Annotated in this window: 11 protein-coding genes; 1 reads left to right on the top strand and 10 read right to left on the bottom strand. The window is 39.3% G+C overall.

The features are described 5' to 3' along the window. Positions 1-31: 31 nt before the first annotated feature. The 7 genes from KCTC52924_RS07805 to KCTC52924_RS07775 all read right to left on the bottom strand — a co-directional run bounded on the left by KCTC52924_RS07805 (position 32) and on the right by KCTC52924_RS07775 (position 19543). Positions 32-1156, bottom strand: a complete 1125-nt coding sequence (locus tag KCTC52924_RS07805) for a FecR family protein (RefSeq protein WP_251806164.1) — start codon at positions 1154-1156, stop codon at positions 32-34. Between the two features lie 109 nt (positions 1157-1265). Continuing rightward, on the bottom strand, positions 1266-1799 hold the full coding sequence (locus KCTC52924_RS07800; RefSeq protein ID WP_251806163.1) for an RNA polymerase sigma factor: 534 nt from the start codon (positions 1797-1799) through the stop codon (positions 1266-1268). 757 nt (positions 1800-2556) lie between these two features. Next, positions 2557-3774, bottom strand: coding sequence for a hypothetical protein (locus KCTC52924_RS07795; RefSeq protein ID WP_251806162.1), 1218 nt, complete (start codon positions 3772-3774; stop codon positions 2557-2559). A 55-nt stretch (positions 3775-3829) separates the two neighbouring features. After that, entirely contained in the window at positions 3830-7195 is a 3366-nt protein-coding gene (locus tag KCTC52924_RS07790; RefSeq protein ID WP_251806161.1) for a fibronectin type III domain-containing protein, read from the bottom strand. A 107-nt stretch (positions 7196-7302) separates the two neighbouring features. After that, positions 7303-12327, bottom strand: a complete 5025-nt coding sequence (locus tag KCTC52924_RS07785; protein WP_251806160.1) for a T9SS type A sorting domain-containing protein — start codon at positions 12325-12327, stop codon at positions 7303-7305. Positions 12328-12331: 4 nt separating this feature from the next. Further along, positions 12332-14392, bottom strand: a complete 2061-nt coding sequence (locus KCTC52924_RS07780) for a hypothetical protein (protein ID WP_251806159.1) — start codon at positions 14390-14392, stop codon at positions 12332-12334. Between the two features lie 87 nt (positions 14393-14479). After that, entirely contained in the window at positions 14480-19543 is a 5064-nt protein-coding gene (locus KCTC52924_RS07775) for a hypothetical protein (RefSeq protein WP_251806158.1), read from the bottom strand. A gap of 1433 nt (positions 19544-20976) precedes the next feature. Between KCTC52924_RS07775 and KCTC52924_RS07770 the strand changes: the two genes are divergently transcribed. Continuing rightward, complete coding sequence (locus KCTC52924_RS07770) at positions 20977-21918, top strand: hypothetical protein (protein WP_251806157.1); 942 nt, start codon at positions 20977-20979, stop codon at positions 21916-21918. An 85-nt stretch (positions 21919-22003) separates the two neighbouring features. Here the strand turns inward: KCTC52924_RS07770 and KCTC52924_RS07765 are convergent, their stop codons facing one another. The 3 genes from KCTC52924_RS07765 to KCTC52924_RS07755 form a co-directional block, all read right to left on the bottom strand. Next, complete coding sequence (locus KCTC52924_RS07765) at positions 22004-22282, bottom strand: F0F1 ATP synthase subunit epsilon (protein ID WP_251806156.1); 279 nt, start codon at positions 22280-22282, stop codon at positions 22004-22006. A gap of 77 nt (positions 22283-22359) precedes the next feature. Beyond that, entirely contained in the window at positions 22360-23868 is a 1509-nt protein-coding gene (gene atpD, locus KCTC52924_RS07760; RefSeq protein ID WP_251806155.1) for a F0F1 ATP synthase subunit beta, read from the bottom strand. A gap of 190 nt (positions 23869-24058) precedes the next feature. After that, entirely contained in the window at positions 24059-25684 is a 1626-nt protein-coding gene (locus KCTC52924_RS07755) for a G-D-S-L family lipolytic protein (protein WP_251806154.1), read from the bottom strand.

Below are 25684 nucleotides of genomic sequence, written 5' to 3'. Positions count from 1 at the left end.
ATTTCTCATTCGTGTTAATTATTTCTAAATACTAGTTATGCTTAATTGTAAATGACCTGTCCGTCAAAGTTGAGAGGGTCTCTATAACATTGGAGACATTGTTGGATAAATATATTTTCCCCGTACAAGTCTGTCCGGATAGTTTTTTGGATTCCTCTGAAAACGTAATATTATAGTATCTGGATAATTCCAATAATACTTTTTCCATGGGAGTGTCATTAAATATTAGATAACCATTCTTCCAAGAAATGTACCTATCTACATCTACCCTCTCCTTAATTAAATTTTGCGTTGTGAGCTGTAGGGATTCACCGGGGGCCATTCTTGTTTTCCTTCCATCTTTAGTTTCTATACCAACACTACCTTCTACTAGCACAACCCTGTCATCAGAAGTAAAAGAATCTGAATATGCATTTACATTAAATGTTGTTCCGAATACATCTACCTTAAATTTAGGAGTCTTCACGGTAAATGGTTTTGATTTATTTTCTGCTACCTCTATGTAAATTTCACCTTCCAGTAGTATAGTTCTATGGTTGTCGGAAAAATTTGTTGGGAATTTTAATTTGGAGCCAGAATTTATCCACACCTTAGAACCATCGGAAAGAACTAATTCAGATCGTTTTCCATAGGGCACAATCAATGTATTTAAGGCAGCGGAGCCAGTCTTGAAGTTTTCTCCTTCCTCGTTAATAATTCCGTCTTCACTAATTTTAAAAACTGTATTGGTGTCAAAAGAATACTGATTATCACCGGAGATGAGTCGTACATTTTCCTGATTGGGAATATAGTCAACAATGATATTGGTAGGTTCTGTTGGTGAGCTGTACGGATAATAATATAAACCAATTGATACTAGGATGGCCAAAGTAGCCGCAATTGCATATTTTGTTTTTTTACCAAAATATTTTCGGATGCTTTTTGGTTTTTTGGTGTTCGTCTTTAAAAGTCTTTGGTATATGGCCTCCTTTTCATTGGCTGTAAGGAACTCTTCCTTAAAATAAGTCTTTCGAAACTCTAATTTCGCTTGGGAGAAGTTTGCTTTATCCCCAGGGTTCCTCTTTAAATGCTCCTCCCAGTATTTTGCGCCAGCAGAATCCTTGGTAAGCATCCAAACTATAAAATGTTTATTCGTTAAGAATTCTTTGATTTTCATTATAAGATATAGCTTAATCTTTTGGGTATTTTCTACAAGGAAAACACTCGGCTCAATACAATGACACGCCAAGGCTGCCTATATCACCTTTTTAAAAGTTAAAAAAAAGTTAAAGGTTTTTATGTTGTAACGCGAGGAATAAGAAATATTGGTTGTCTGAAGCTCTCAATTGTTTTAAGGCCTTTAATATTAAATTACGACAGGAGGGTACACTTATATCCATAATTTCGGCGATTTGCTGGTAGTCGTAATCTTGGGTATACCTTAGGTAGATGATCTCTCTTTGCTTTGGGGTCAGTTCATTTAGTGTATTTTCAATTTTAGATTTTATTTGATCTTTAAACTCATCTTCAATCAACATATCTTCTACATTCACCTGTAGCTCAAAGGGGAATGTCTCGTTATTAGTATCCAATAAAACCACTTTTTTACTTCTCCTAAACTCGTTGAACAGTTCATTTCGCAAGCTTTTATGCAAGTAAGATTTGGGATTTACTAGCCCTTCTTCCTTGTTGTTAAGTATAATTCTATGGAACACATTATGGATGGCATCCATAACCTGTTCTTTTAGGAACCCCAAACGGATTCCATAGGAAAATAAATCGTCCACATGCGCATTATATATATTTCCTATTTTATCCATAAAGATCCAACCCACTTTTTAATCCAAGAAACATCCCTATTCCTAGACAAAATCAATTTCAAAACAATATTACTAAAAATTAATCTTATTGCATGTGGTCCTAGATATTCAATTTACCCGTAAAGCCTACTGCAGTAGGCTCTACGGAGTGTGTTGAACTTATTTAATTTACTCATTTTAAGTGCTGTGAACTTTAGTTTTTTTGTGCTTATTTATTGTATAGGAGACCTTGTGAAGAGGTTAGTTATTTAGGTAGCCAAAACCTATTGTATTATCCGTTCGGATATCACCCTTATGCAACGTCTATCAGTGGCAGGCAGGACTCTTAATTTTGAGGCTATCATTTTAATAGCTTTCCTAATTTAAAATCGAATTTGGTTTAAAACATTCTTCACATGGATTTATCCAAGCTGAAACTGTAATGAAATGTGCTTTGTCTTGCACAGCTATGATATTGCCTTCTTTAAAATTTTTGTTCAGATTAACTTCTCGAATTGGTAATTTCCGCAAAGTCGGGAGACTTTGTGGAGCGGAAAACATGGTAAGTTATATGGGCAGAGCCCGTCTTTATTAGCATGGATATTTTGGTGATGTTGACAAAGGTAGCTTTCCGCAAAGTCGGGAGACTTTTCGGAGCGGAAAGCATGGTAAGTTATATGGGCAGAGCCCGTCTTTATTAGCATGGATATTTTGGTGATGTTGACAAAGGTAGCTTTCCGCAAAGTCGGGAGACTTTGCGGAGCGGGGCGGGAGCCTTTTAATTATCAAAATATCTAATAAGATCTGCACTATTTTGTTCGAAGTAATCCACAACCAAGTCAAGGTTAATTCCACCATCTTCTTTGCCAAAGGAGTTGATGATTTCTTGAAGTGTAGCGTCTTGCTGCTCATTATTAAAGAGAGATATAAATACATCCGACTTAATCTTTCCCAAAAAGTTAACCCAAGCCTTAAATTTATCAGAGGTATTTATCGTGAAGTTCCCATTATCATTATCAATTAAGACTGCTTTGGTGTCTTGATCTAAGTATTTAATGATATAATAAGTTGTTCCCCCTGAAATAAACTCTAATTTATGTATTAGGTCAATGGGGGTGTCTGTTAATAGTACAGCTTCGGGCTGATTTTCATAGGCATTTTGGCCATTTTCATCATTACTAACCCCTTTGTCCTTGTTGGAATATTCCGAGAATATAGCTTGATCTAGAACAAATGGATGTAGAATTTTGTGGGTAGAAGTTTCCGCCACGGAGGACGTTGTGGCGTTTAAGTACTCATATCCTTCTATTAGCAGCCTTTTATCCATTATCTTCTCTTTGATAGCAGTATCTGCATTTAATTCAGAATAAATTTGGCCCATCACAAACATATCAAAATACCCGTTGCGATGTGTTGTTGTAATGATGTTTTCAATATTATCATCATCACTTTCCCCAATAAATAGTTGTTTTAAGACAGATGATTCTAAATTGGTAAGTACGGTGAATACATCTTCCTGGTTTAATAGAGTATTTATATACCATCGATTATTGGAAAACTCTGCAGACATCATCCCGATAATGGGAAATGGCACTTTATCCATAATAAATGAATATTTTATATAGGCCATCTTCCTATTTTCATACCCAAATTGATACGCTGTTTCTAGTTGGATGTAATTTTTTTCTACATCTGTATTCTTTACGCCCTCAAAATGTGCTTCATCGCGTGAGGTAGTCGCGTTTTCATCTAAGTAATCACTCAAAGCCCACTCCATATTGGATGCTGACAAAAATGACTGTAAAAGGCCTTGTAGATTGGAATAGTCAATATCATTTTGATCGTTAACCTGATTGATGCGCAAGGGTGGGTCATATACACCAAAATCAACATCAATTGGAATACTGTATTCTACGACCACACCAAGGTTATCATTTTGCACATTGCTCTGATAGGTGTATATTAAAACAGCTAGGAGTAAGAATCTGATTTTCATATTTGGTTTGTTTTAAGGGTTTTAAAAAGAATTTAGCACAGAAATGTATTGTTTTTTATTCATTTATATTATTGATTGGCTTCATCAATTGAACTTTTTTATAATATGGCTTTGTCTCTAGCTTTTTAGACATTACCACTATATACATGGAGGCTTTAAAATCCATCCAAACTCCCTCTCTAAGAAAGTGATAGTCAAAATCATCTCCATGCCAGCCAATACTCACGAGCTCTGCTTTTGCTAGGCCTGAAGCCTTTGCTTCAAATGATAGCCATTCACTACCTTCAAAAGCACTTAGTTCCCCTTCTACACCAAAGGCTGCGTTTAAGGCTAGGGATGCAGGATTTATTTTTTCGTCTACAAATTGCCATTTTTCACTCCCTACAGTTTTCTTTTCTGTGGTTTCTGCAATCAGCGAACCAGTTGCATCTGCCTTGGCTACTATATTAATTTCAGCGGTTAATACGTCTGTTATTTTCTTGGCTGCCCATTCAGGGATAGGTAATTTTTTGAAGGGTATGCCCCATGTCCATATCGTTGTCTCCCCTTTTAGTCCAGCTTTGAAGCCACCTCTAATCTTCTTTTCTGTATAATAAAACCGACTATTTGGTTCTTCTTTATTTTCCTTTGTTACTTCGAAAGGTATAATATTAAAGTACCAGGAGATTTTTCCTTCGTTAAAAGCTCTTTTATCCTTAGCCTTTTTTATAAATGGTATTTTATCAAAGAACTTGGCGGCGCTCTCGGTCATTTTAGTTGCTTCTAGCGCTTTTTTTATCACCGGGTTTGAACTGGATTTAACAGTAAATCCAAACTTTTGAAAATCGGGGTCAACCCATACTATATCTATACTTTTTTCTTTTCCTATTGGGTAACCTGCCCTAACGGTGGTATTTGTTTCTTTATCGTTTACTTCAATATCTCTTTGGATATTTAGCTTAGCATTATTTTTTGGATGTAAATCCGATTTGCCATAGTACCATTGAAGACTTAAATCATCGATATTATTTTCAGGTATTTTAATATCTGTTGTTATATTATAAGCAATAGTTTTAATTTTTGATGAATCTAAGAGAGCTGGATCAGCTATAAAATATAACTTTTGGCCTGATTTAGCAATTCTTCTTTTGCTGTGTTTAGCATAAAGTTCCTTTAATGTGAACTTTTCTTTTATAACCCTAATGGCAACCCTCACTTTATTGGATTCTCCATCTGGATAGTTGCTTGCAGGGGACCAATATCTTGCCTTCAAGATCATCCTTCCATATTCGAATATGTCTAGATCTATTCCAACTCCATCACCTACCCAATTAACGGGTATGCTATCATTCATGTTGGTATGTGTGCTCCATACTATTTTGGCATCTTCGGGGATATTTAAGGCTTGGAAAATTTGATTGTTTAAATTTTTATTATATCTGATGTCAATAAAGTCTCCGTCCTTATATCTATTACTATTATAACTTATGAGGGCTTCATTTAAATCCGTTTTTATTGGATTGTCAGAAGCTTCTGGTATAGTATTGGATGTGGATAAATCTTCCTCATTTGAACCTAAATTGTTGTTAGTTTCTATATCAGGTAAAGCGGAATTGTCTTGTCCTGGTAATATGGTTTCTACTTGTTTGTTGATAGTACTAGTTCCACCCTCGAAATTGGAATTGGGGCCACTGTCATTAACTACTTCCTCCTCCATTTTATTCTCAGCATCATCAGATTCCTCTCCAAATACATCCCTTAAAATATTATCTACTGTATCCCCTAAATCGGCCACCGCATCGTAGGCATCGATAACTACGTCAATGGCCACATCCACATCTAAAATATTCTTCATATCAGGATCGTACTTGGTAACCACCATGCCCTCTACCAATTGGTTATCGGTATTGATCAGCACATTAGTGAACTCTACCGCTACCTTTATACTGTTGAGGTAGGGAATGGTGACATAGCCCTTGCCCGAGAATCGGCCGTTCTCGCCATTCACTTCCGTAAGGGTAATAGGAAAATCGCCAGCTGTAAATTGCTCCCCGGTGGTAATATTGGACAGGGGCTCCTTGTTGGTCAGGCTAAAATTGGGCACAATACCACACTCATACACGCTGGCCTGATTATCCACTATAAAAGTGGTGAACTGCTTTACCATGCTCCAATCGCTATCGCTGACCGCACATTTTTTCTGTAATTGATACTCGTAAATGGTGCCTGCCTTTAGGTCCCAGAGAGTGAGCAGATTGGTGGTGGTCTTACTTGTGAACCAAGCGTTGGATTTCCCTTTTTTACGGTAGCGAACGGTATATTCCGGGATTTCGGTGGAAAGGTCCTCCCAATAAATAGTGGCGTTGGTACTGCCCTTTACTTCGTGACTTATGCCCATGGGAAGCACGCAGTTTCCTGCATACGAAAAAGAGAAGATCTCGCTATGGCCCTGGTTCTTAAAAAGCCCGATCTCCTCGGCTCCCTGTTTTGCATTGGCCCGTACCCGCCACGCATACCTTTTCCCGGATAACAACAAGGGGTCTGCCGGTCCGTAAATGTAGGTAGTCCCGGTGGTTGTGGTCTGGAAAACAGGGGGTGAGCTTAAAAATGCTGCCTGTGGGTCTATTACGTTGTCCCAGATTTCTACTAGGCTTAGTTTATATTCCACATTGGTGACATTAATACTCCTAGGGGTCCACTGAAATATAATATTCTGGGGATTGGTCTCGGTCACATTGCTCCCGTTCCCCGGTGCAACCAGGAAGGGCGGTTCGTTATGGAAGATAACACTTACGGCGCAACTTTTTTGTGAGAGCTGTTTACCGGTTGTAGCATCGAACACTTCAAAACAAAATTGATAGGCCCCTTCAGGAATAGCCCTCCCATAAACGTTGGGCGAAATGCCCGTAATATTCTCGAATTTAAAATAGGGCGCCAGATCTACATTGGTAAGCATTAATGGGCTCCCACCTTCCAGAAATAGGGGCCTTGCACCCATTACCATATCGTTGCTGCGGAAATTGATGCCATTTCCCTGAAAGTAGGTCCGCAGTCGCACTTCCCTAATGGCAATCTGAAAATCATTCAGAATAAGCTGCACCCGTAGGGGACTATTCACGGTACTGGCATCGGCATATTCTGTGAGATAGATCGGTGGCGGAGGAGTGGCTTGGGGAATTACCTGTACGGGAAAGGATTGGGCAAAAGACAAGAAACATGTGACAAAGAATAGTAGACTACAAAGTCGTTTCATTATAGTAAAACAATTCCAAAACGCACCGTTATTCCCTTCTCTGGTAGATTTAATAATAGGATAGGGGGCCGACTTCCCGACTAACAAAAATTTAGATAGATAGAAGGTTGCTACATTACCTTTATAAAAGAAATACAGTCCTCTAATAAAGGTGGCTAACAAAACGAAATAAAGAACGACTTCTTTCATATTATATCTATTTTGATTTATAATAAACCCGACTTAATTATTCTAAACCAGATTGCAGCCTAGGGTAAACCGTAACGAATTTAAATACTCACTTATAAACATTCATCTTATTTTAAAATTACCTTCCTTAACGAATTTCCAAATGGTGTTTCTAATACCACTGCGTACACTCCTGCTGGTAAGCCAGAAATATCAAATGGAATACTATAAGAAGCACTGCCCCTCTCTTTTTCAGTAGCCATAAGGGCATTATTGGCAAAGTTAAAGACCTTAATGCTGATGTTGCCCCTTTCAGAAAGTGTTATATCAGCTGTAAACTTTCCATTGGTAGGGTTGGGATAGATTATAAAATCTTCTAACTGCTTTCTAGGATCATTTTTGATATTTACAATGTCTTTGTTTTCATTGGCTACCACAAGGACTTTCTTAAATCGCTGTGCCGTGCAATCCCCAATTTGTATAATGATACCTACCTCATATTCCCCGGCTTCTTTGAAGATAAGTTCTGCCACATCGGAAGTTGTCTTTACAAGGGTTGCCCCATCGGGAATTATCCATTCTAATGATTCGGGAAAGGGAAAGCTTAGATCTATCACTACTAGGGATTCGCCTGCAAAAACTTGACTAGACATTGCAAACTCGGCGTTGATTTCCTCATCGTTTACCCCTACTAGAACGCTACCCGTTGCTCTACATCCATTCTGGGAAGTAATAGTAACGGTATACCTACCACTTTCCTTTATAGTTACCTTAGGAACAGTGCTTGTAAACCCAGTGTCGGAAGTCCATGAATAACTGACGGTGACATCTTCTACCCCAGCATCCAAGACCAATTCTTGTCCACCACATAATGTTCTAGTTTCTCCTAAGTCCACCTCTAAGGGTAACGGCTCCTCTAGCATATAGGTTCTGGTTAGCGGCGCCTCACCAAAACCGGTTATAGTAACCGAATAACTACCAGCTGTTAAGTTCTCAATAGCGTTGGTGGTTACTCCCGTATTCCAATTGTAGGTGAAGTTTCCATTACCTTGATTGACTAAAACCGAAAGGCTACCATTAGAATCACCTGAACAACTAGGTTGAACAATGGTTTCTTCCACAATATCCGGTTGAGTAACCTCATAATTTTCAATGATACTACAACCATTGGCATCGATTACGGAAACTCGATAAGTGCCAGAGGATAGGTTCGAAATTGATTCTTGATTGCCAAGATTTGCATTATCCGATAGACGGATCCAGTTGATATTATAGGGTGCTAATCCTCCTGCGATATTTACAGCAATACTACCGTCATTACCCATATAATCTGAAACGTTGGTTATGGAAGCATTTGTAACCTGAATGCTATTGGGAGCATTGTTGACTGTTATCGTAATTTCAGTTAAACATGCATTGGCATCCATAACCTCCAATGTGTATTCACCTGCTGCTACCTTGCTTAAGTTTCTGTCGATATCGCCATTGCTCCAGATATAGGAATAAGGGGCGGTACCTCCCGAGACCGAAACATGAATTGCTCCTGTAATCTCTCCACTACATAAAATATTAATTACCTCATCTACCTGAATCGTTAAAGCATCGGGTTGGGTGATGGTAAGTGGCGATGTATTTACGGTATTAGCACTGGCATCCGTGATCTGTAAAAAATAAGTTCCAGCGGTTAGTCCACCAATTATTCCAGTGTCCTCGGATTGTGCAATGGTATTGCCATTTACTATTTCAAACCACTTATAAGTATAAGGAGCTGTGCCATCTTGAACATGGGCAGTTATTTCAGCAAAATTATCGCCATTACATTCCAATAAAACGGTTTGGGTAATAGTAGCCACAAGCATTCCGGGGTCTACTGGGTCATCAACACTAAAATTGACAATTAAATTACAGTCGCCAGGGGCGGAAACGGTTACCTGATAGTCGCCTGCTACTAGACCGGCTACATCTTTGGAAACAGCACCATTAATCCCTTGGCCTGTCCATTGATACCTGTAGTCCGATGCATCATCAATAAATGCTAATACAATAGCGCCATCGGCTCCCCCTACAGTGGTTGGGTGGGTAAGAGCAGTATTTGTTTGATCAAGAACTGGAGCCCCAGCCAGTGTTATTTCCACTATTTCACTAAACTCACAACCTCGGGCGTCGCGTATCGTAACGATATAGGCTCTAGGGGAGAGATTGGTGAATTCGGGGTCTGATTGATAGTTATTAAAGGCGTCGTTGATGTGGTATTCATAGCCTGAACCTGTGGAAAAAGGGGTTCCTCCTGATAGGTTCCCAATGGTAACGGTTCCCGAATTTGGATTTTTGCAATTAACCGCTGTGGTCGTGATAGTCGCGGTTATAGGGGATGCTTGTGTTACTATAACATCTTGATCGCTATCTACTTCATTCCCACTGTCATCTTCTATAATGTTTAGGGAGTATGTGCCTGGGGACAATCCCTCAAGCGATGCCGTGCCGTCTTGGTTTGTAACAGAAGCCACTACTGTTCCATTTGGAGAACCATCATTTAGAATCCAATTAAAAGTGAGTGCTCCAGTTCCCTGTGCAGTGGCCGTTAGGGTTCCGTTATCCAGTCCGCTACAAGTATCTCTACCTGTGAAACTTAAGATTGCTAAGGGACCTGGTTCCATAATTATAATACTAATGGTGTTATCACAACCATTGGCATCAGTCACGGTAGCGGTGTAATCACCTGCTCCCAATTCATTAATGAAGTTGGGGGTTGATAGATCGGAATCTGAATAGGAAATTCCATTTTTCTCCCAAGAAATATTGTATGGGTCGCTGGGAGCAGAAAATGGAGTTCCCCCACTAATGTCCAGCGATATTGATCCCTCATTACCACCGTTGGTGGGCACATCTGTTTTAGAAGTGTTTACCTCTAATGTTGGGGCCGCTTCCACAATGATATCTTCAAGAGTATCGGATTCGCATCCATCCTGATTACGTATAGTAACCCGATATCTTCCAGGAGTCAAGTCGGGGATGGTATTGTCTGTTAATGGAATCCAATCTGTTTCATTTGGGAAAAATTCCAGGGTGTACTGGTAAGATGCGCCTCCGGAAACGGTTAGGGTTATAGTTCCTTCATTAGAAGTATCGCATTGAGTGGCATTTGGAATGGCGTTGCTAATAGTGACTGTTGTGGGATTATAGATCTCAACCAAGGTAGTTGATGTATACACATCATTATTAAAATCTGCCTCGGAAATCCTACCATTTGATACCCTAAGCATATGTGTTCCAGGAGTAGAAATAGTAGTTGCAACAATGTCTGGCCCACTACCGGTTTGGGAAGGAGAGGCTACTCCGTTAATAGTCCATTGGTAACGATAATTATCATTGAAATCGGATATTGGAACGCTTATGGAAGCATAACTTCCTTCGCAGCCCATTTGAGTTGCCACGGGAGTTCCTAATGCGGGGACGGAGTCTGTTCCGACTACTAAATCTGGTGATTCCTGAGAGCATTCGTTTTCATCAGTAACTATAATACGGTAGGTCCCCGCGGACAAATTACTATAGGAAACTCTATACCTTTGGGGAATAATAACTTGATTTGAGCGAGAACTTATTGAGTCATATGCACTTGTATTGGTATTAAATCGGGTTAGAATATAGGTGTATATTGGAGTACCACCATAAAATTCTACCCGCACGCTCCCATCCGATGCCTCTGCAGTTGATGCGTTACCCGCGATGAGATTGGAAAAAATGACAGGTGGTACGATTGCCTCAACGGCAAATTGATATTCCTCTCCCTCACAACTATTCTCATCGACATTATATACTCCCCTTACCTGTACTGAATTTGAATTAGCAGTGGCTTCAATTTCCAGCACATTGTTTGGTGCATCTACAGATTTCCAGCTTGTGCCGTAATCCTGACTAAATTGGTATGAATAGCTACCCCCAGGATGAAGATTATCACCTCCCGTTGCAGTATTATTTAAGTTGAAGATGGCGGGGTTGCCGCAAGAGGTATCGGTAAAAAAGTTAGGGGCAGAAGTATCCAAAGTTATTTGGGTGGGTTGGTATATAATAAATGGACTTGAAATTACTCCACCTTTTACCTTTGCTTCACCATTTATATATTTCACCTCCTGATACACTACAAAATATTCTTGCTGATTAGCTTCATCTGGCGGGGCATTAGCGTTCGTGTTAATGCCTTCAAGTCCACTATAGGTGCCGGAGTAAGAGCCATCAACATCATTAGGCGTCAGATAACCTGCCTCATTAGGGTTAAATCGTATTTCAGCATAAGCTTGAGCAGGCATTATGCTATCCATTGGATTAATAACCAAATCATCTGGGTCCCCTTGAAAAATAAAATATCGCATTTCCCATCCGTCCTTTTGATCTACATTAGTTTCAAAGGTTAGCGTTACACTGCCGTCATTGGCATTATAACATGTTGCGTCCGTGGTTGTAATCGGTTCATTATCTATAAGTTCTGGGGAGCAGTTACTCCAAACATATGTTGCAACATCCGTATAATAATCATTTAGGCTATTGTGGAGTCTAAAAGTTATAACCTTATCTATTAAATTAAGTTGATCATTTGGATCAGGGTACAAGTCTTCCAAACTGATATTTTGACTTTGAAAATTACCTAATAAAACTTGTTCATCATATCCAGCTGCAGAATAGAGCCAAGTATAAGCTTCTTCGGGATGGCCTAAACTTGCCTGAAGCCTAATTTTTTCTACATAACATTTAGCATCTTGGGGTACGATTAAAGTTATTTTTTCCAAAATCAAAATACTACCACTCAATGAAAATCCTTGTCCATAAATGTTAAAATTTGATTTGCCATTTAGGCCTAAGAATACTGATCCGTTGTCTAAGCCAATAAAAGTATCGAAGTCTAAGCGGGCGTCCCAATTGAGACTGGTGCTTGTTGTTATGCCAGATAATATGTCACCAAAAGTAAAAGAAGTAGGAGGAAGATTAGGTGATTGAAAATATTCATTAATGTTGATTACAGCTCCTACTCCAATTTGAGCAAATCCATTATAAGGACTCGTGCCACCAACATAACGGTACTCTACATAGACATCATTTTCTTGACTAAACGCGATGTTTGAAAGAATAAATAGAATTAAAAACACACACTTTTTCATAACCCTAATATTTTAAATTTATCTCTTTAATTAAAGAAGTCAGACCCCCTTTTAGAACCAGTTGTAGTCCGTAGGTATAGTCCGTATTTATCTCTAGATCAGTATCGTTAAATCCCTTGGAGTCGCCGTTCAAAGTTTTGTATAGTTTTAATTGGTGTTCGTTTATACCCCGATACAGACGGAATTCTATAACATTACTAGCTTTTACCTTCCAAGAAAGGTTTATAAACCGCAATTCCCGGTTTACGTTGCCTTGGAATTTTATATCATCTTCATGTATTGTTTTTCCATTCCAAACGACGCTGACAGGTTTTGCAGGTAAACTTTCCAAGCCCACTGAGTCTTTGGCTATTACCGTGTAATTATATAAACCAGAATCGTGAACTGTTGTATCATAAAAAAGGGTGTCATTTACCGTGAAAGATTCGACTATTTTTTCCCATTCCTTTTCCTCTTCACTTCCGTATTTTCGATATACTATATGAGATGCCACATCCACACTACTACTAGGTATCCAAGAGAGTATTATTCCTTCTGCGGTTACTTCATAGTTATTTAGCAAGGGGGATGCTGGCGGAACCATATCCGGTTTATCCACCGTTAAGATTTCCGAAAATCCAGAACGATTGTACCGTAAATCCTCTGCAGCTATTTTATAATAGACTTTACGGTTCAGGTTTTTAAGGGGGACGGTGTCTGTAAAAGTTTCTCCTCGTAACGTTGTATTCGTCAGTTCGCTGAATTCCACATTGGGATTATTGCTCTTAAAAATGCGATACCCCCCTAAATCCATTTCAATGTTTTTTGTCCATCTTATTTTTACAATACCTGTAGAATCCATAATCCCCTGTAAACCGATAGGTGGTATGGGGGGAGTGGAATCGATGGGTTGTACCATGGTCGCATAGGATTCGCTTTCCAATCCATTTCTTCCGAGGGCAACAACGGTGAAATAGTTAATCCGTTGTAGGTTTGTAACGTTCGTTTTCCTTTCTGTAGCAGGAAGACCAGTTTCTACAGTTTCAAACGGCCCTTTTTCATTATTGGCGCGGCGCACTTCAAAACCAGTAATAAGGTCGTTGCCTTCTTCGTCAAATTCCCAATACAGAATGGCAGTGTTTTCAGTAGGTATTTCCTTCCTATAGATACGTGGGACAAAGCCTAGATTTTTCGTTGCCTTGCCCATCAATGGTTCTGTGGCTGGTCCGGTTTCACCAAAAGCTGTTTTGCCTCTTACACGATAGTAGAAGTCGGTATTGTTGGGAATAGAATCGGTATAATGGAGAGAAACCTCCTCCATACCTGTGGATTCTTGCGCATTGAATAATGGCACTCCATTCAGGCGACTAAATGTTTTGTTGTCATCGGATCTCTCAATGATATAATTGGTATAGAGATGTTGTAATAAATTGAAATTCCAGTTGAGCATAACATTTTCATCGCCAAAAACAGCAGATAATCCAATGGGTTTTGGAAGTTTCTCATATATATCGGGACTAGCAAAAACACTCCCCTCTTCAATATCAAGAGTATTTTCTAACGGTATGGCTACCGTAATTTTGTACACATATTTCTCCCCAGATGCTACATTGTTATCTTCAAAAGCCCAGCCTGCTAATTTTGCTGCTTCAAAATTCTGTTCTGCAGCGAGTAGTGCAAAGGTAAATCGCTGCTCTAATTCATCGTTTACGGCGTATATTTTACCCATGGCATTGCTTGGAGATTCAGTTATAAAACTATCTCCATATAAGGCCTGCGCCAGTACTGCAGCGTTTTGGTCCGAGACTGCGAGAGTCTCCCACTCTTCCAAAGGCCTAGGTTTTAATGGATTACTTGCCAATTGCTGTCGCTCTATGGGAACCACTGCCTCCCCATTACGAGAGATGGTACTTTTCTCGATTAAGAACCCATATTCGTTTGCTTTTTTCCATGCTAAAGGTTGATCAACCGCCCAACGCAGAAGGACTTTATTGGGTAACGAACGTGCAATTATCTGAACAGCAGGATTCTCTTGGGCGTTTGCCAAGGAAATCATCAACAATAAAAACGGTAGTACATGTTTCAATATAACAGTGTTTTATTTTTTTAATTTGTTTCCACGACCTGCACTAATTTGGCTTATTATTGAGGTTACAATAGTGATGGTGGCCTTTTAATCATTTTTATATTTAATCTCATAACCTTTTTGATATAGATCTCCAGGGGTACGATAAATTAATTGAGCTTTATAAATCCCTAATGGCAAGGGAGGAAATGCGTTTTCAGTTAGGTATTTAAATGCCTCGTATTTTTCCATATCCCCATTCGTTTTGTTGTATACATTAATAATACTATTCCTTAGATGAACTAAATCCGATTTATAGATAAAGGGAAGGTTGTACACAAAGGGAATCCTATTCTTCACCCAAGCTGAATTGGGATTACCCTCTAGATTGGCTAAGTATTCATTCCCCACATAAAAGGAACGTATCGGAGGTACGCCCAAAAGTTCCTCATCCCTATTTACCCTAATGTTGCCATCCAACGGATAATTTTTATAGAGTAACGGGTGTATTTGTTTTTCAAAGTATGAGTCGGTCAATACCGCTTGTGCGTATACTAAGGGAATTGAATTGGTATACTTACCTCCAACTACTTCTAGTTTTTCTAAATACTCATAATTCGCAACCTCAATGGACATAGAATGCACATCAGCATAAATATAGTTGAGTAAATTATCGGTTACTTTCAAGTCTTTCACCTTATTTTTAAATGATTTGTGCTTACTGGTCTTAAAATTATAGTCCAAAATTGATTTAGGAGCACCGTTGGAAAGGGTTACTTTATTAGCCTTTTTACTTGCAACAAGTGCACTACCAGCAGTAATTACAGTTTCTTTCCCCTGAGTTTTTGAACCTACATCGAACCAATTGGTATCTCCCGCATCCACCTCGGCAAATAACTCTTCTTTCACAATTTTAATTTCCTGATTTATTTCAGTCCCAGGAGGGAATGCAACAAGATTTAAGGTATAAGAAGCATTTAACATCATGTCCGGTACGTCATAAAAGACGGTCGATTTGGACCGATCGTAGGAAATTTTGGTCCGGATGGCTTGCCCTGAATTATTGTCGGCAAATTCGGCTCGCATTTCGTAGCCCGACTCAAAAAGATAATTTTGAGCACTTTTTAATTTTACATACCCTATTTTGTATTCTTCCGGATAAAAACTTTGCTGATCTGGTACGGGATACATATATAAAATATTTTCCATAGGAATATAATCTGGAGCTTTATCAGTTTTAAAGATTACCTCCTTTTTCTCCAGTACAGGTTTTCCATTATCTACTAGGGTTTGGAACGTACCGCCAATTTTTTCATCAAAACTGACTTCCACTACCAGTTTAACTTCCTTTTGGGAAGGAAGGGTCTCAGCAGACATAAAGGTTACCGCATCATTTTTATCGTTCCATTCCAAAGTACCTTCCAGAGATTTTCCTTCCGAGGTAACATGAAATTTTTGTAACTGGAGCTTAAAAGTTCTTTTGCCTTTATCCAACTCCACGTCAAAACTTTGGCCGGCAGGATAGTTGAAAACTGCTTGTGGAGCCGTAAATACGGAAACATCATCACTATTATCAGTAGGTGACACATCAGCAATCATAGGTACACCTATTTCATTATTAGTGTTCTCTAATTGACATTCTTCGCCCATTTCTACTTTTAGACGCATTCGTCCCGAAACCAAACCGCCTAAAATATTATAATACATTCCTACATAACCTTGAATATATACTGGATTTGGAAATTGTCCGCGGAGCATAGCCGCTACCCCTGCTTCGGCTACCTGAAATTTTCCCTTTATAAATAGTAGGTTGACCTCGACTCCAAATTCCCCGTACAGATACGCATAAATCTGACCCATGGAATACCAGCCGTTATTACCTATTGGTCCAGGGCGGCCTAAGCATTTAGCGTCAGGGTAGTAGGCGTGCATAACATCAAAACCAGCACCAGCTTCCAGCGATGCATAAAATATTGCGAAATTATAATTTTGCCGATAAATGAAATTAAGACCGAATGCAAAGCCTTTGGCAGCTTCTAATTGATTCTCTTGACGATTATCGTTTAGCATATCACTACCCAAAATTTTTACCACTTGCGGGTGTGGATCTAATTGAGAGGGCAGTTTGGTACCTGTCATAAAATATCCGCCAACTTCCAACTCGAACGCATCCATGGAAAAAACTAAGGAAATTCGCTTTTGCGGAGTACCAATATAAATATACCAATCTTCTGGCCCTGTGTGCATCTTAGCATAACCTGCAAGATTGTTGGGACCACCCCCTCGGATGCCCTCAAGATCTAAGTAAAGCTCAAACTCTCCATCAAACGTTTGGTTCACAAAGTCCTTCTCAATGCCTACATAAACTCCAATACTTCCTTGCTTTGCAACATCGGATTTAGGAATGGATTTTTGGGCTGCCTCCAAATAGTTGCCGTCATCCAAAAATTTTTTTATTTGTTTTTCATTTTTTTCGATGGCTTTTTCAACATTTTTTAGCGTATTCTCTAAAAAACCCATATTATCTTTTGAATTGCTTGCAAAACTATTTTTGTCGCCTCCCATGAAAGTCCCTTCTCCGGTAAATCCTATTCTATTGAGACCGCCATGGGTATTGAATTCCATATCGAGATAAACCCTTCCGCTAAATGCACCTTTGTTTTGAGCACTAATACCTATACCGGCTCTTACACCTAAACCCGTGTTGCTATCTGGTTTGTAAACAGCAGATGATGGTGAAAATCCATCACTATTACCACTTACTTTTCTCATCTTATGGGATACGCCTCCCACAAAAGAATTTATAAGTAATTTACCACTACTCTTATCTTCATTTTTATCTGACCAGACATCTACAAACCAATACCTAAAATCCTTATTACCAAACATCGCTTTTCCTGATGCAGAATAATCTATGGCGGTTAGCGTAAGGGTGAGCTCTCCTGAAAATCCGTCACCATAGGTGGGGTCGTCTTCCATTACAGCCAATCCTCCCTTTAATTTAATGTTGCCTTTTTCATAATTTATTTCGAGTCCGTCAATTTTGACCTGTTCGAATTTCCATTTCTGGACTTTCGCATCATCTTCCAATTTTCCCATTACCACCATGCTGGTTGTGGCATGGGAGCCTTCCCCGTCCAAATTGACTTTAAGGTCAAAGGAGAGTCCAACTTGGTTACTCGGGGTTACTAATTCCAATTTCTCTACGGAAGCAGGAAAGTTCATCAACTTCATTTCTCCCTCAAATCCAAAACTTTTGGCACTAATACCCTTTTTTCCTGGTTCCGTTTCCAACTTCAGGCCTTCGAAAGTAATCCCAGGAAAACTAAAACCTTTCGCATTATTCTCTGTAAATTCGGGCTTGGCTGATTCCTCTTCTCCTTCTTTTTGATTTATTTTTCCAAACATGGATAGTTGGCCCGCCAAGTTTGCGGAGGGATATACGGTGCCATCTTTCACATCGATTGCTACACTCGAGTTACGTTCCAGATGCATTTCTCCTAGAAAAACAGGCGTCTTATACTTACTCTGAAGTCCCACCTGAAGACCATAACCATCATGCTGTATGTAGCCTTTGTAATCCATAGGTTTCTCTAAAATAGGGACAGCGATATCTCCTCCTATGGTCCCTCCAGTCAATGCATTCCTAGAGAGGGATAGACTTACATCGGCAATGGTAAAGGCCCATTGGCCAGCCGATCCTTCGCCTACCTTCAATACATCTTCGGCAAAGAAGCTACCAGATACGCCATGACTGTCCAAGATGAGGTGTTGGGCACCAAACTGTACCCGCTTGTTGGATGATTCCGTATTTTCTATGCCCTTGGGCAACATTACGCTAATCTCTTTAGCATAGAATCCTCGCCATAGGTTGCGTTGGCCCCTAGTAAGCACCTCACTATAATCTTTTGGGAATTTTATTCCATCTGCATTACGACTATCGCTTAGGTCTAAAACCGTACGTTTTAGATTGAAACCCCATCCCTTTAATCCCCTTATTTCAAATTGGGGCAGGGAAACTTCAACCAGTAAATCATTCCATCCATTACCTTTTACACTAAAATTTGCCCCCACATAGCACTCATTTTTTACTACATCGGAATCTCTGAAATATTTGTCCTCAGATTTATCACCACATTTATAATTACCACCACTTGTTATCGGTAGCAGAATATTACGGGAAATCCGTAAGTCGGCCTCCAAACCAATTGATTTCAATCCAGAACAGTCGAATTCTATATAAGATTGATCGCCAAAGGCTCCTGTTTTCAAATTAACGCCCCCTTTAAGGGTGAGTAACCAACTATCCCCGTTTAAGGTAATAGCCTGGTCTCCTAATAATACCAATTTCATATCTCCCAACAGGGCACCGTCATGTGAGAGTTTTATGCCTTCCGCTCCAAAATATAGCTCCCTACTTGGCTCCCCCTTGGGTCCTTTTACAGGTATAATCATTTTGGCCCATGCATTGAATTCGGCATATTGAGGAGTAAACACCACCTTGGTAATGGACAGTTCAATGGTATTTCCTGAAGTGGAGTCCTTTTTACTTAGTCCTACTGGTAATTCCAACAATTCCTTTCCAGTGATGACATCTACGAAATTTCCGAGTTCCTTTACCGCATCAATTGCGCGTTTTGCTTGTGCCACCAGCGTATCCACTTTTGGGTTCTTAGAAAAATTGGCAGCAATAAACTCTTGGGTGAATTCTGGTTTCAAATTGAAGAAAGAGACATTGAAGTCTTGATTTTTAACTAGATTTTCATCTAGTAAAGGAAAGGTTCTTGTTTCCCACTTCTCCATTAGTGCAGGTTCTTTGCCTTTAAGGACGATGTTGTTACTAGAGAATGTCGAGAGTGGTTTCGTTTTTTGGAAAATCACACTATTTCCCTTCCTAATAGCTGCAATTTGTTGTAAACGCGATAAATGACCTATCTCAACAGTGGAATCTAAACTCTTTCCTAATAGGAAGGAGTTTCTTTTTTTAATTTTGATGCTGTCTTTATCCTTTGAAATTAGCCTTGAAACTATTACCACATTATGATATAAGCTTTTTTCATTTTTGGGATTGCTCGCTGAGTATATTTCATTGGTCTCACCCAATGCTAGGGCATTCATACTGTAAAGGCATGCCCACAGCAAGGAGATAGTCTGTACGGTCTTTTTTTTCATAATTCGAAATTATGACAGGTTGGTTTTTTACTTATACGCTTGGTTGTCGAGATTAGGGTTGCCTAATCTCAATTCTCTACGAATTATATGGCAGCTACTCTAGCAAAATAATCATGCCATCGGGTCCATCACTTAGTGTATTTACTATTCGTGATAAAACTAGTTCGCTTCATAGGGTTACTCCTTCATTTATTTTTCAATCCGGGCAAGAGTACGGGGGTATTGCCCAGTGATTCAAATGCTTTAGCTGGGGGCTTTATTACACATCTGGAACAAAGATTCTATTACATGCAGGACATTGTTTTTGTAGGAGAAGGTCATGCCAAAATTTTTGTTGTAATAGCGAAATGATTGGGGGATGTAATACAGAGAGGGGGCCTTAAAATTTAGGTTTTCAGTAAAATAAGGAGGTAAGTGAAGATGGTTAGGGATACTATTAAATTGAACTCTAGTTGCGGTGATTCCGCCGAGATCGTGCAGTCGATATCCCATGCCCAAGTGGTCAAAATTAAAACATTGGGTGAAACCGAGCGTACACAGCATCATAAAAAGGATCTTAAATAATAAAAAAAGTTAAAATTTACATAATTACCTAATTTATTCGACGAAATACTATTAATAATTGTAGTATTTAAATTATCTTTTATAAGATTATTCTTCTTAATGTGAAATAGTATATCGATGATAGTTATTGGAATACGTTAGTAATAACGCGTCTTAAAAGGAAATGACTTACTACAGAGACAACCCACTGTAGCACTATTAGTTAAGTCTTATTTTAATCTCTTTTTTATAATAGAACCCCCTCATTTTTTTGGTTATTCCACTAGCTTGGGAGAGCTAGATTTATCTCAGCAGTAACTGTAATGATATGTGCTTTGTCTTGCACGCGTATGATATTGCCTTCTTTAAAATTTTTGTTCAGATTAACTTCTCGAATCGGTAATTTCCGCAAAGTCGGGAGACTTTGCGGAGCGGGGCTGGATCTATCTCAGCAGTAACTGTATGGAAATGTGCTTTGTCTTGCACGCGTATGATATTGCCTTCTTTAAAATTTTTGTTCAGATTAACTCGAATTGGTAATTTCCGCAAAGTCGGGAGACTTTGCGGAGCGGGGCTGGATTTATCTCAGCAGTAACTGTATTGAAATGTGCTTTGTCTTACACACGTATGATATTGCCTTCTTTAATATTTTTGTTTAGATTAACTTCTCGAATTGGTGATTTCCGCAAAGTCGGGAGACTTTGAGGAGCGGGATGATAGCGTTAATCTCTGCAGAAAACAATGGATATTTGGCAGAAATTCAGCATCCTTAACACACCAAATTTCTGTTTAATGATTGGCAACCGCCACCAATAATTTAATTACTTTTATCTCCCAGGCCAATATGCCTCACTATCCATGCAACAGTGCCTAAATTTAAGTTCGTAAAAATGAAGATCTTACTAATTTCAAACCATATTATGGGCTATATGGAAGTTCCCCGCCAAGAGTTGGAAAATATGGGGCATGATGTACATATTCTATATTACTGTAAGTGGCCCTTAAAATTTAAATACAAAAGTTTTGGGCAAAGATTAATTTCTTTTCTAAGAAAAATAAATGGCAACTCAATCAAAAAAAAACATAGGGAAGATACTATTAAAGAATTTACGAGTACCAAAGTTTACGACAAGATATTGGTTACCCATCCTCAAAACCTAAACTCAAAGACCCACAAATACCTAAAGAGTATTACGAAAGACTATATTGTTTACTTATTTGATGGATTAAAAAAAATGCCCATCCAGGAACATTACATCCACTTTTTCGACGAAGTTTTTAGTTATGAGCCTGCTGATTGCAAAAAGCACAATTTAAAATTTATTACCAATTTTATCCCTACGGAACGCTTTAGAAACTCGGATAGTAAGCGTAACTTATTTAATATCTCGTCTAAAGATGTCAGATACCCTAAATTGCGAAAACTAGCGGAATACTGTCATCATAATAACATTCCCACACGATTCATCCTCTTTTCAAAAAAACCTCTTAAAACCGCTCTATTTCAAGTCATCTCTTGCAAAATAAATATTCAACAAATAGACCAACACTTAAAGCATGTGACCACATTTGTAGATATACAACGCCCGGAACAAAATGGATTGAGCTTTAGAGTATTTGAGGCAATGGGCAATGAAAAGAAATTGATTACCAATAATAGCCATATAAAACAATATCCTTTCTACAACCCAACCAACATTCACGTTATAGATTTTAATAATCTCCATATCCCGGAAGAATTCCTTGCTACCCCATATCAAAAAACCGAATGGAACCTTTATCAAAAATACACTGCAAAAAATTGGGTGCAGGATATCTTAAGCTTAAATTAAAAACAACAGGTATCGTACATCCATAAAAATAAAAAAGCCATACAAATTGTATGGCTTTTCACTAATTATGTATAGGGATCTCGTATTAATCTGCTAATATTATCACCCTGTTTTTCTTCATTTCTACCGTACCACTGGTAATATGTAACACCGTATCACCATTGGCAGCTTTTGAGAATTTACCTTCATAGGCTTCCTCAACAACCACATTTCCCTTTATCTTCACATTACCTTCCTCCAATAGGGATACTATAGGCGCGTGGTCATTCAACATTTGAAATTCACCATTTACACCAGGCACAGTTACCGAAGTAACCTCTCCTGTAAATAACGTAGCCTCTGGGGACACAATTTCTAGATACATATTTTTATAGTATTAAGTATTAAGTAGTAAGTAGTAAGCTGTTAAATGCCAACCTTCACTATCTACCATCTACTAGATTATACCTCAGCAAGCATTTTTTCTCCTGCTTCTATAGCTTCTTCAATGGTTCCTTTAAGGTTAAAGGCAGATTCTGGAAGGTGATCTAATTTACCATCCATAATCATATTAAATCCTTTAATGGTCTCCTTAATATCTACCAAAACTCCTGGAATCCCAGTAAATTGTTCCGCAACATGGAAAGGCTGAGAAAGGAAACGCTGTACACGTCTTGCTCTACCTACTGCCAATTTATCTTCTTCAGACAGTTCTTCCATCCCTAAGATGGCAATTATATCTTGTAGTTCCTTATATCGTTGTAATAATTCTTTTACGTTTTGGGCACAAGCGTAATGGTCTTTACCTAAAATTTCTGCTGTTAAGATCCTAGAAGTAGAATCCAATGGATCTACTGCTGGGTAAATACCCAACTCAGCAATCTTACGAGACAATACTGTAGTAGCATCCAAGTGGGCAAATGTTGTTGCCGGTGCCGGATCCGTTAAATCATCCGCAGGTACGTAAACCGCCTGTACAGAAGTAATAGATCCTCTTTTTGTTGATGTAATACGCTCCTGCATGGCTCCCATCTCTGTTGCCAAAGTTGGTTGGTACCCTACTGCAGAAGGCATACGACCCAAAAGTGCCGATACCTCTGATCCTGCCTGCGTAAAACGGAAGATGTTATCCACGAAGAATAAAACGTCCTTCCCTTGTGCTTCACCCGCTCCATCACGGAAATATTCTGCAATGGTCAATCCTGAAAGGGCCACACGCGCACGAGCTCCAGGAGGTTCGTTCATCTGTCCAAAAACAAAAGTTGCTTTGGACTCTTTCATTACTTCTTTATCTACTTTGGATAGATCCCATCCGCCTTCTTCCATAGAATGCAAGAAATCGTCTCCATATTTTATAATTCCTGATTCCAACATCTCACGTAGCAAATCGTTCCCTTCACGGGTACGCTCCCCAACTCCTGCAAATACAGATAAACCACCGTGTCCTTTTGCAATGTTGTTGATTAACTCCTGAATCAATACTGTTTTACCTACACCAGCTCCTCCAAAAAGACCAATTTTACCTCCTTTTGCATAAGGCTCAATTAAGTCGATTACCTTAATCCCGGTAAACAATACTTCGGTAGAAGTGGACAGATCTTCAAATTTAGGGGCATCCCTATGGATAGGAAGACCATCCTTACCAGCTTTCGGCAAATTGCCAAGGCCATCAATAGCATCACCAATTACGTTGAAAAGACGACCGTATACGTCATCACCGATAGGCATTTGAATAGCGCTACCTGTTGCTTTTACCTCAACACCTCTGCTTAAACCATCCGTGGAGTCCATGGAAATTGTCCGCACGGTACTTTCCCCAACATGGGATTGAACTTCCAATACTAATAGTGATCCATCTTCATTTTGGATTTCCAAAGAATCGTATATTTTTGGAAGGTCTGCTCCAGATTGAAATTCTACATCCACAACCGGGCCGATGATTTGGGAAACTTTACCTGTAACTTTAGACATTACTTAAGTGTTTAATGTTGAGAAATATTAATTCGAAAAACTACGGGACCAAATTAAACTACCATTACATTTTTCGCGCTGCAAAGATATATTTTTTTAATTAAACAAAGAAAGGGGAATAGGATGTTTTTTGGATATAAAAAAACACCTCCATTTAGAAGGTGTTTTTGAATTGTTATTTATGTCTCATTTATTGAAATGTATGACTATAGTTTGTGGGATACGCTCCAACATCCGCCTTTACCCCGGCTTCTATAAAGTTAGATCCATACTTGGCATCCATGGCTTCTAGAAATTTATTGGCCAATGCTGCATAACCCCTAGAGGTTAAATGAATCCCATCTAATCCCATTAAACCACCTTGCACCAATGCAGTGGTGAATATAAAATTTCCATCAGATACTCCTTGGGTTGCTGCTTTTTGCAGTATGCCCTTAAAATCCACTAGAGCCAGACCCTTAGCATCGGCCACAGACTGGATGGTGGCGTTATAAGCATCGGTCGCCGCTTTTATTTCGTCTTGTTCGCTAGGAAGAACTACCCATTTATCTGCCAATGGAAAGGTAATTCCTTCTATAGAAAATTGTCCCGCCAATTGCTGCGACAACCCCATACTCATCAAAGCAGCCACAGAACCCGTATTCACAGTTCCTATTATAGAACTACTAGGCAACACCAAAAGATCTCCTGAGGTAGCCTGCCTTGTTTGCCCATAGGCTGTGCCTAATAGGTTAGCAACTAGCGGAGCAGCCTGCGCAGGAAGTCCAAATTGGGCAATAAAAGCGGGGAATGTTGGGCTGTTATTTAAAGCTCCCTCGATTTGTAAAGATATATCCGCTAATGTCTCGTCCCTAATAACAACCGCACTAGCAGCTGTCTCAGAAAATACAACCTTACGATTCGGCTGTTGTACCGCTTCATAGATTTGGTTTAATGCCCCAAAAATGGAATTTAACAGCGGTATCTGCGGACCAAAGTCGGGATTAGTTGGATTTAAAGGTTTATGTGGAACTGTTGTAAAATGTGGTAAAGAAGTAATATAAGGTACGTTGGTTACAACTCCCTTGGCACCATTGGCGGTTAGCCCATCTACCAATGCAGTAAAGGAGCCTCCGAAAACCGCTGGGGGAGTAATAGGGTTATAATTATCCGCACTGATATCGCTCTCTCCACCAGAAACAGCATATCCCAATACATCATTCCCACCAACATCTGAAAGTGTAAAGAAAGTTGGGTTCTGAGCCATGGCCAATTCCAATACCGAGGCGTTTGGCGTAGTGCCCGTCATTCTCACAAAATATGGGTTAGCTGCGGCCGGAAAATTAGCAAGGTTACCATATCCAGGCGCTAATAAATGGAAGCTCTTTGCTCCAGGCACCCCAAGGTTATTAAAAGGACCTGTTGGGTTGTTCATGGCTATATCCGTACTAACGGTAATGGGCCCTATCAAGGATTCTATTGGCACAGGCGTCTTTCCTCCAAAAACAAGCCTTGGCCCAAAAATTCTATTGCCTCCTACAGCCAAGCCACCATAATTATCGTTCATCAATGGCTGGGTAAACGCTCCGCCACCCCCTTGGGCAAATTGTTGCGAAAGAATGTTTGGAAAAGATTTTTCCTGTGCTGCCTTAAATAGTGCATTATCGCTATAACCCGCTGTAAAACTAGCCCCTACGGCCACATAAGTAGTTAAATCGAGCTCCCCGGTAGTAAGTTCTGGTACAGGCACAATAACCACATCATTGCTGTCGTCATCGCTACATGCTGTAAATCCGATAAGGATAGCGGACAGTAGTACGTATTTTATATTTTTCAT

It is taken from the genome of Arenibacter antarcticus (genome assembly GCF_041320605.1).
GTDB lineage: Bacteria > Bacteroidota > Bacteroidia > Flavobacteriales > Flavobacteriaceae > Arenibacter > Arenibacter antarcticus.
Note: the sequence above shows the minus strand (reverse complement) of the source record. Positions and strands in the feature narration are given on the sequence as shown.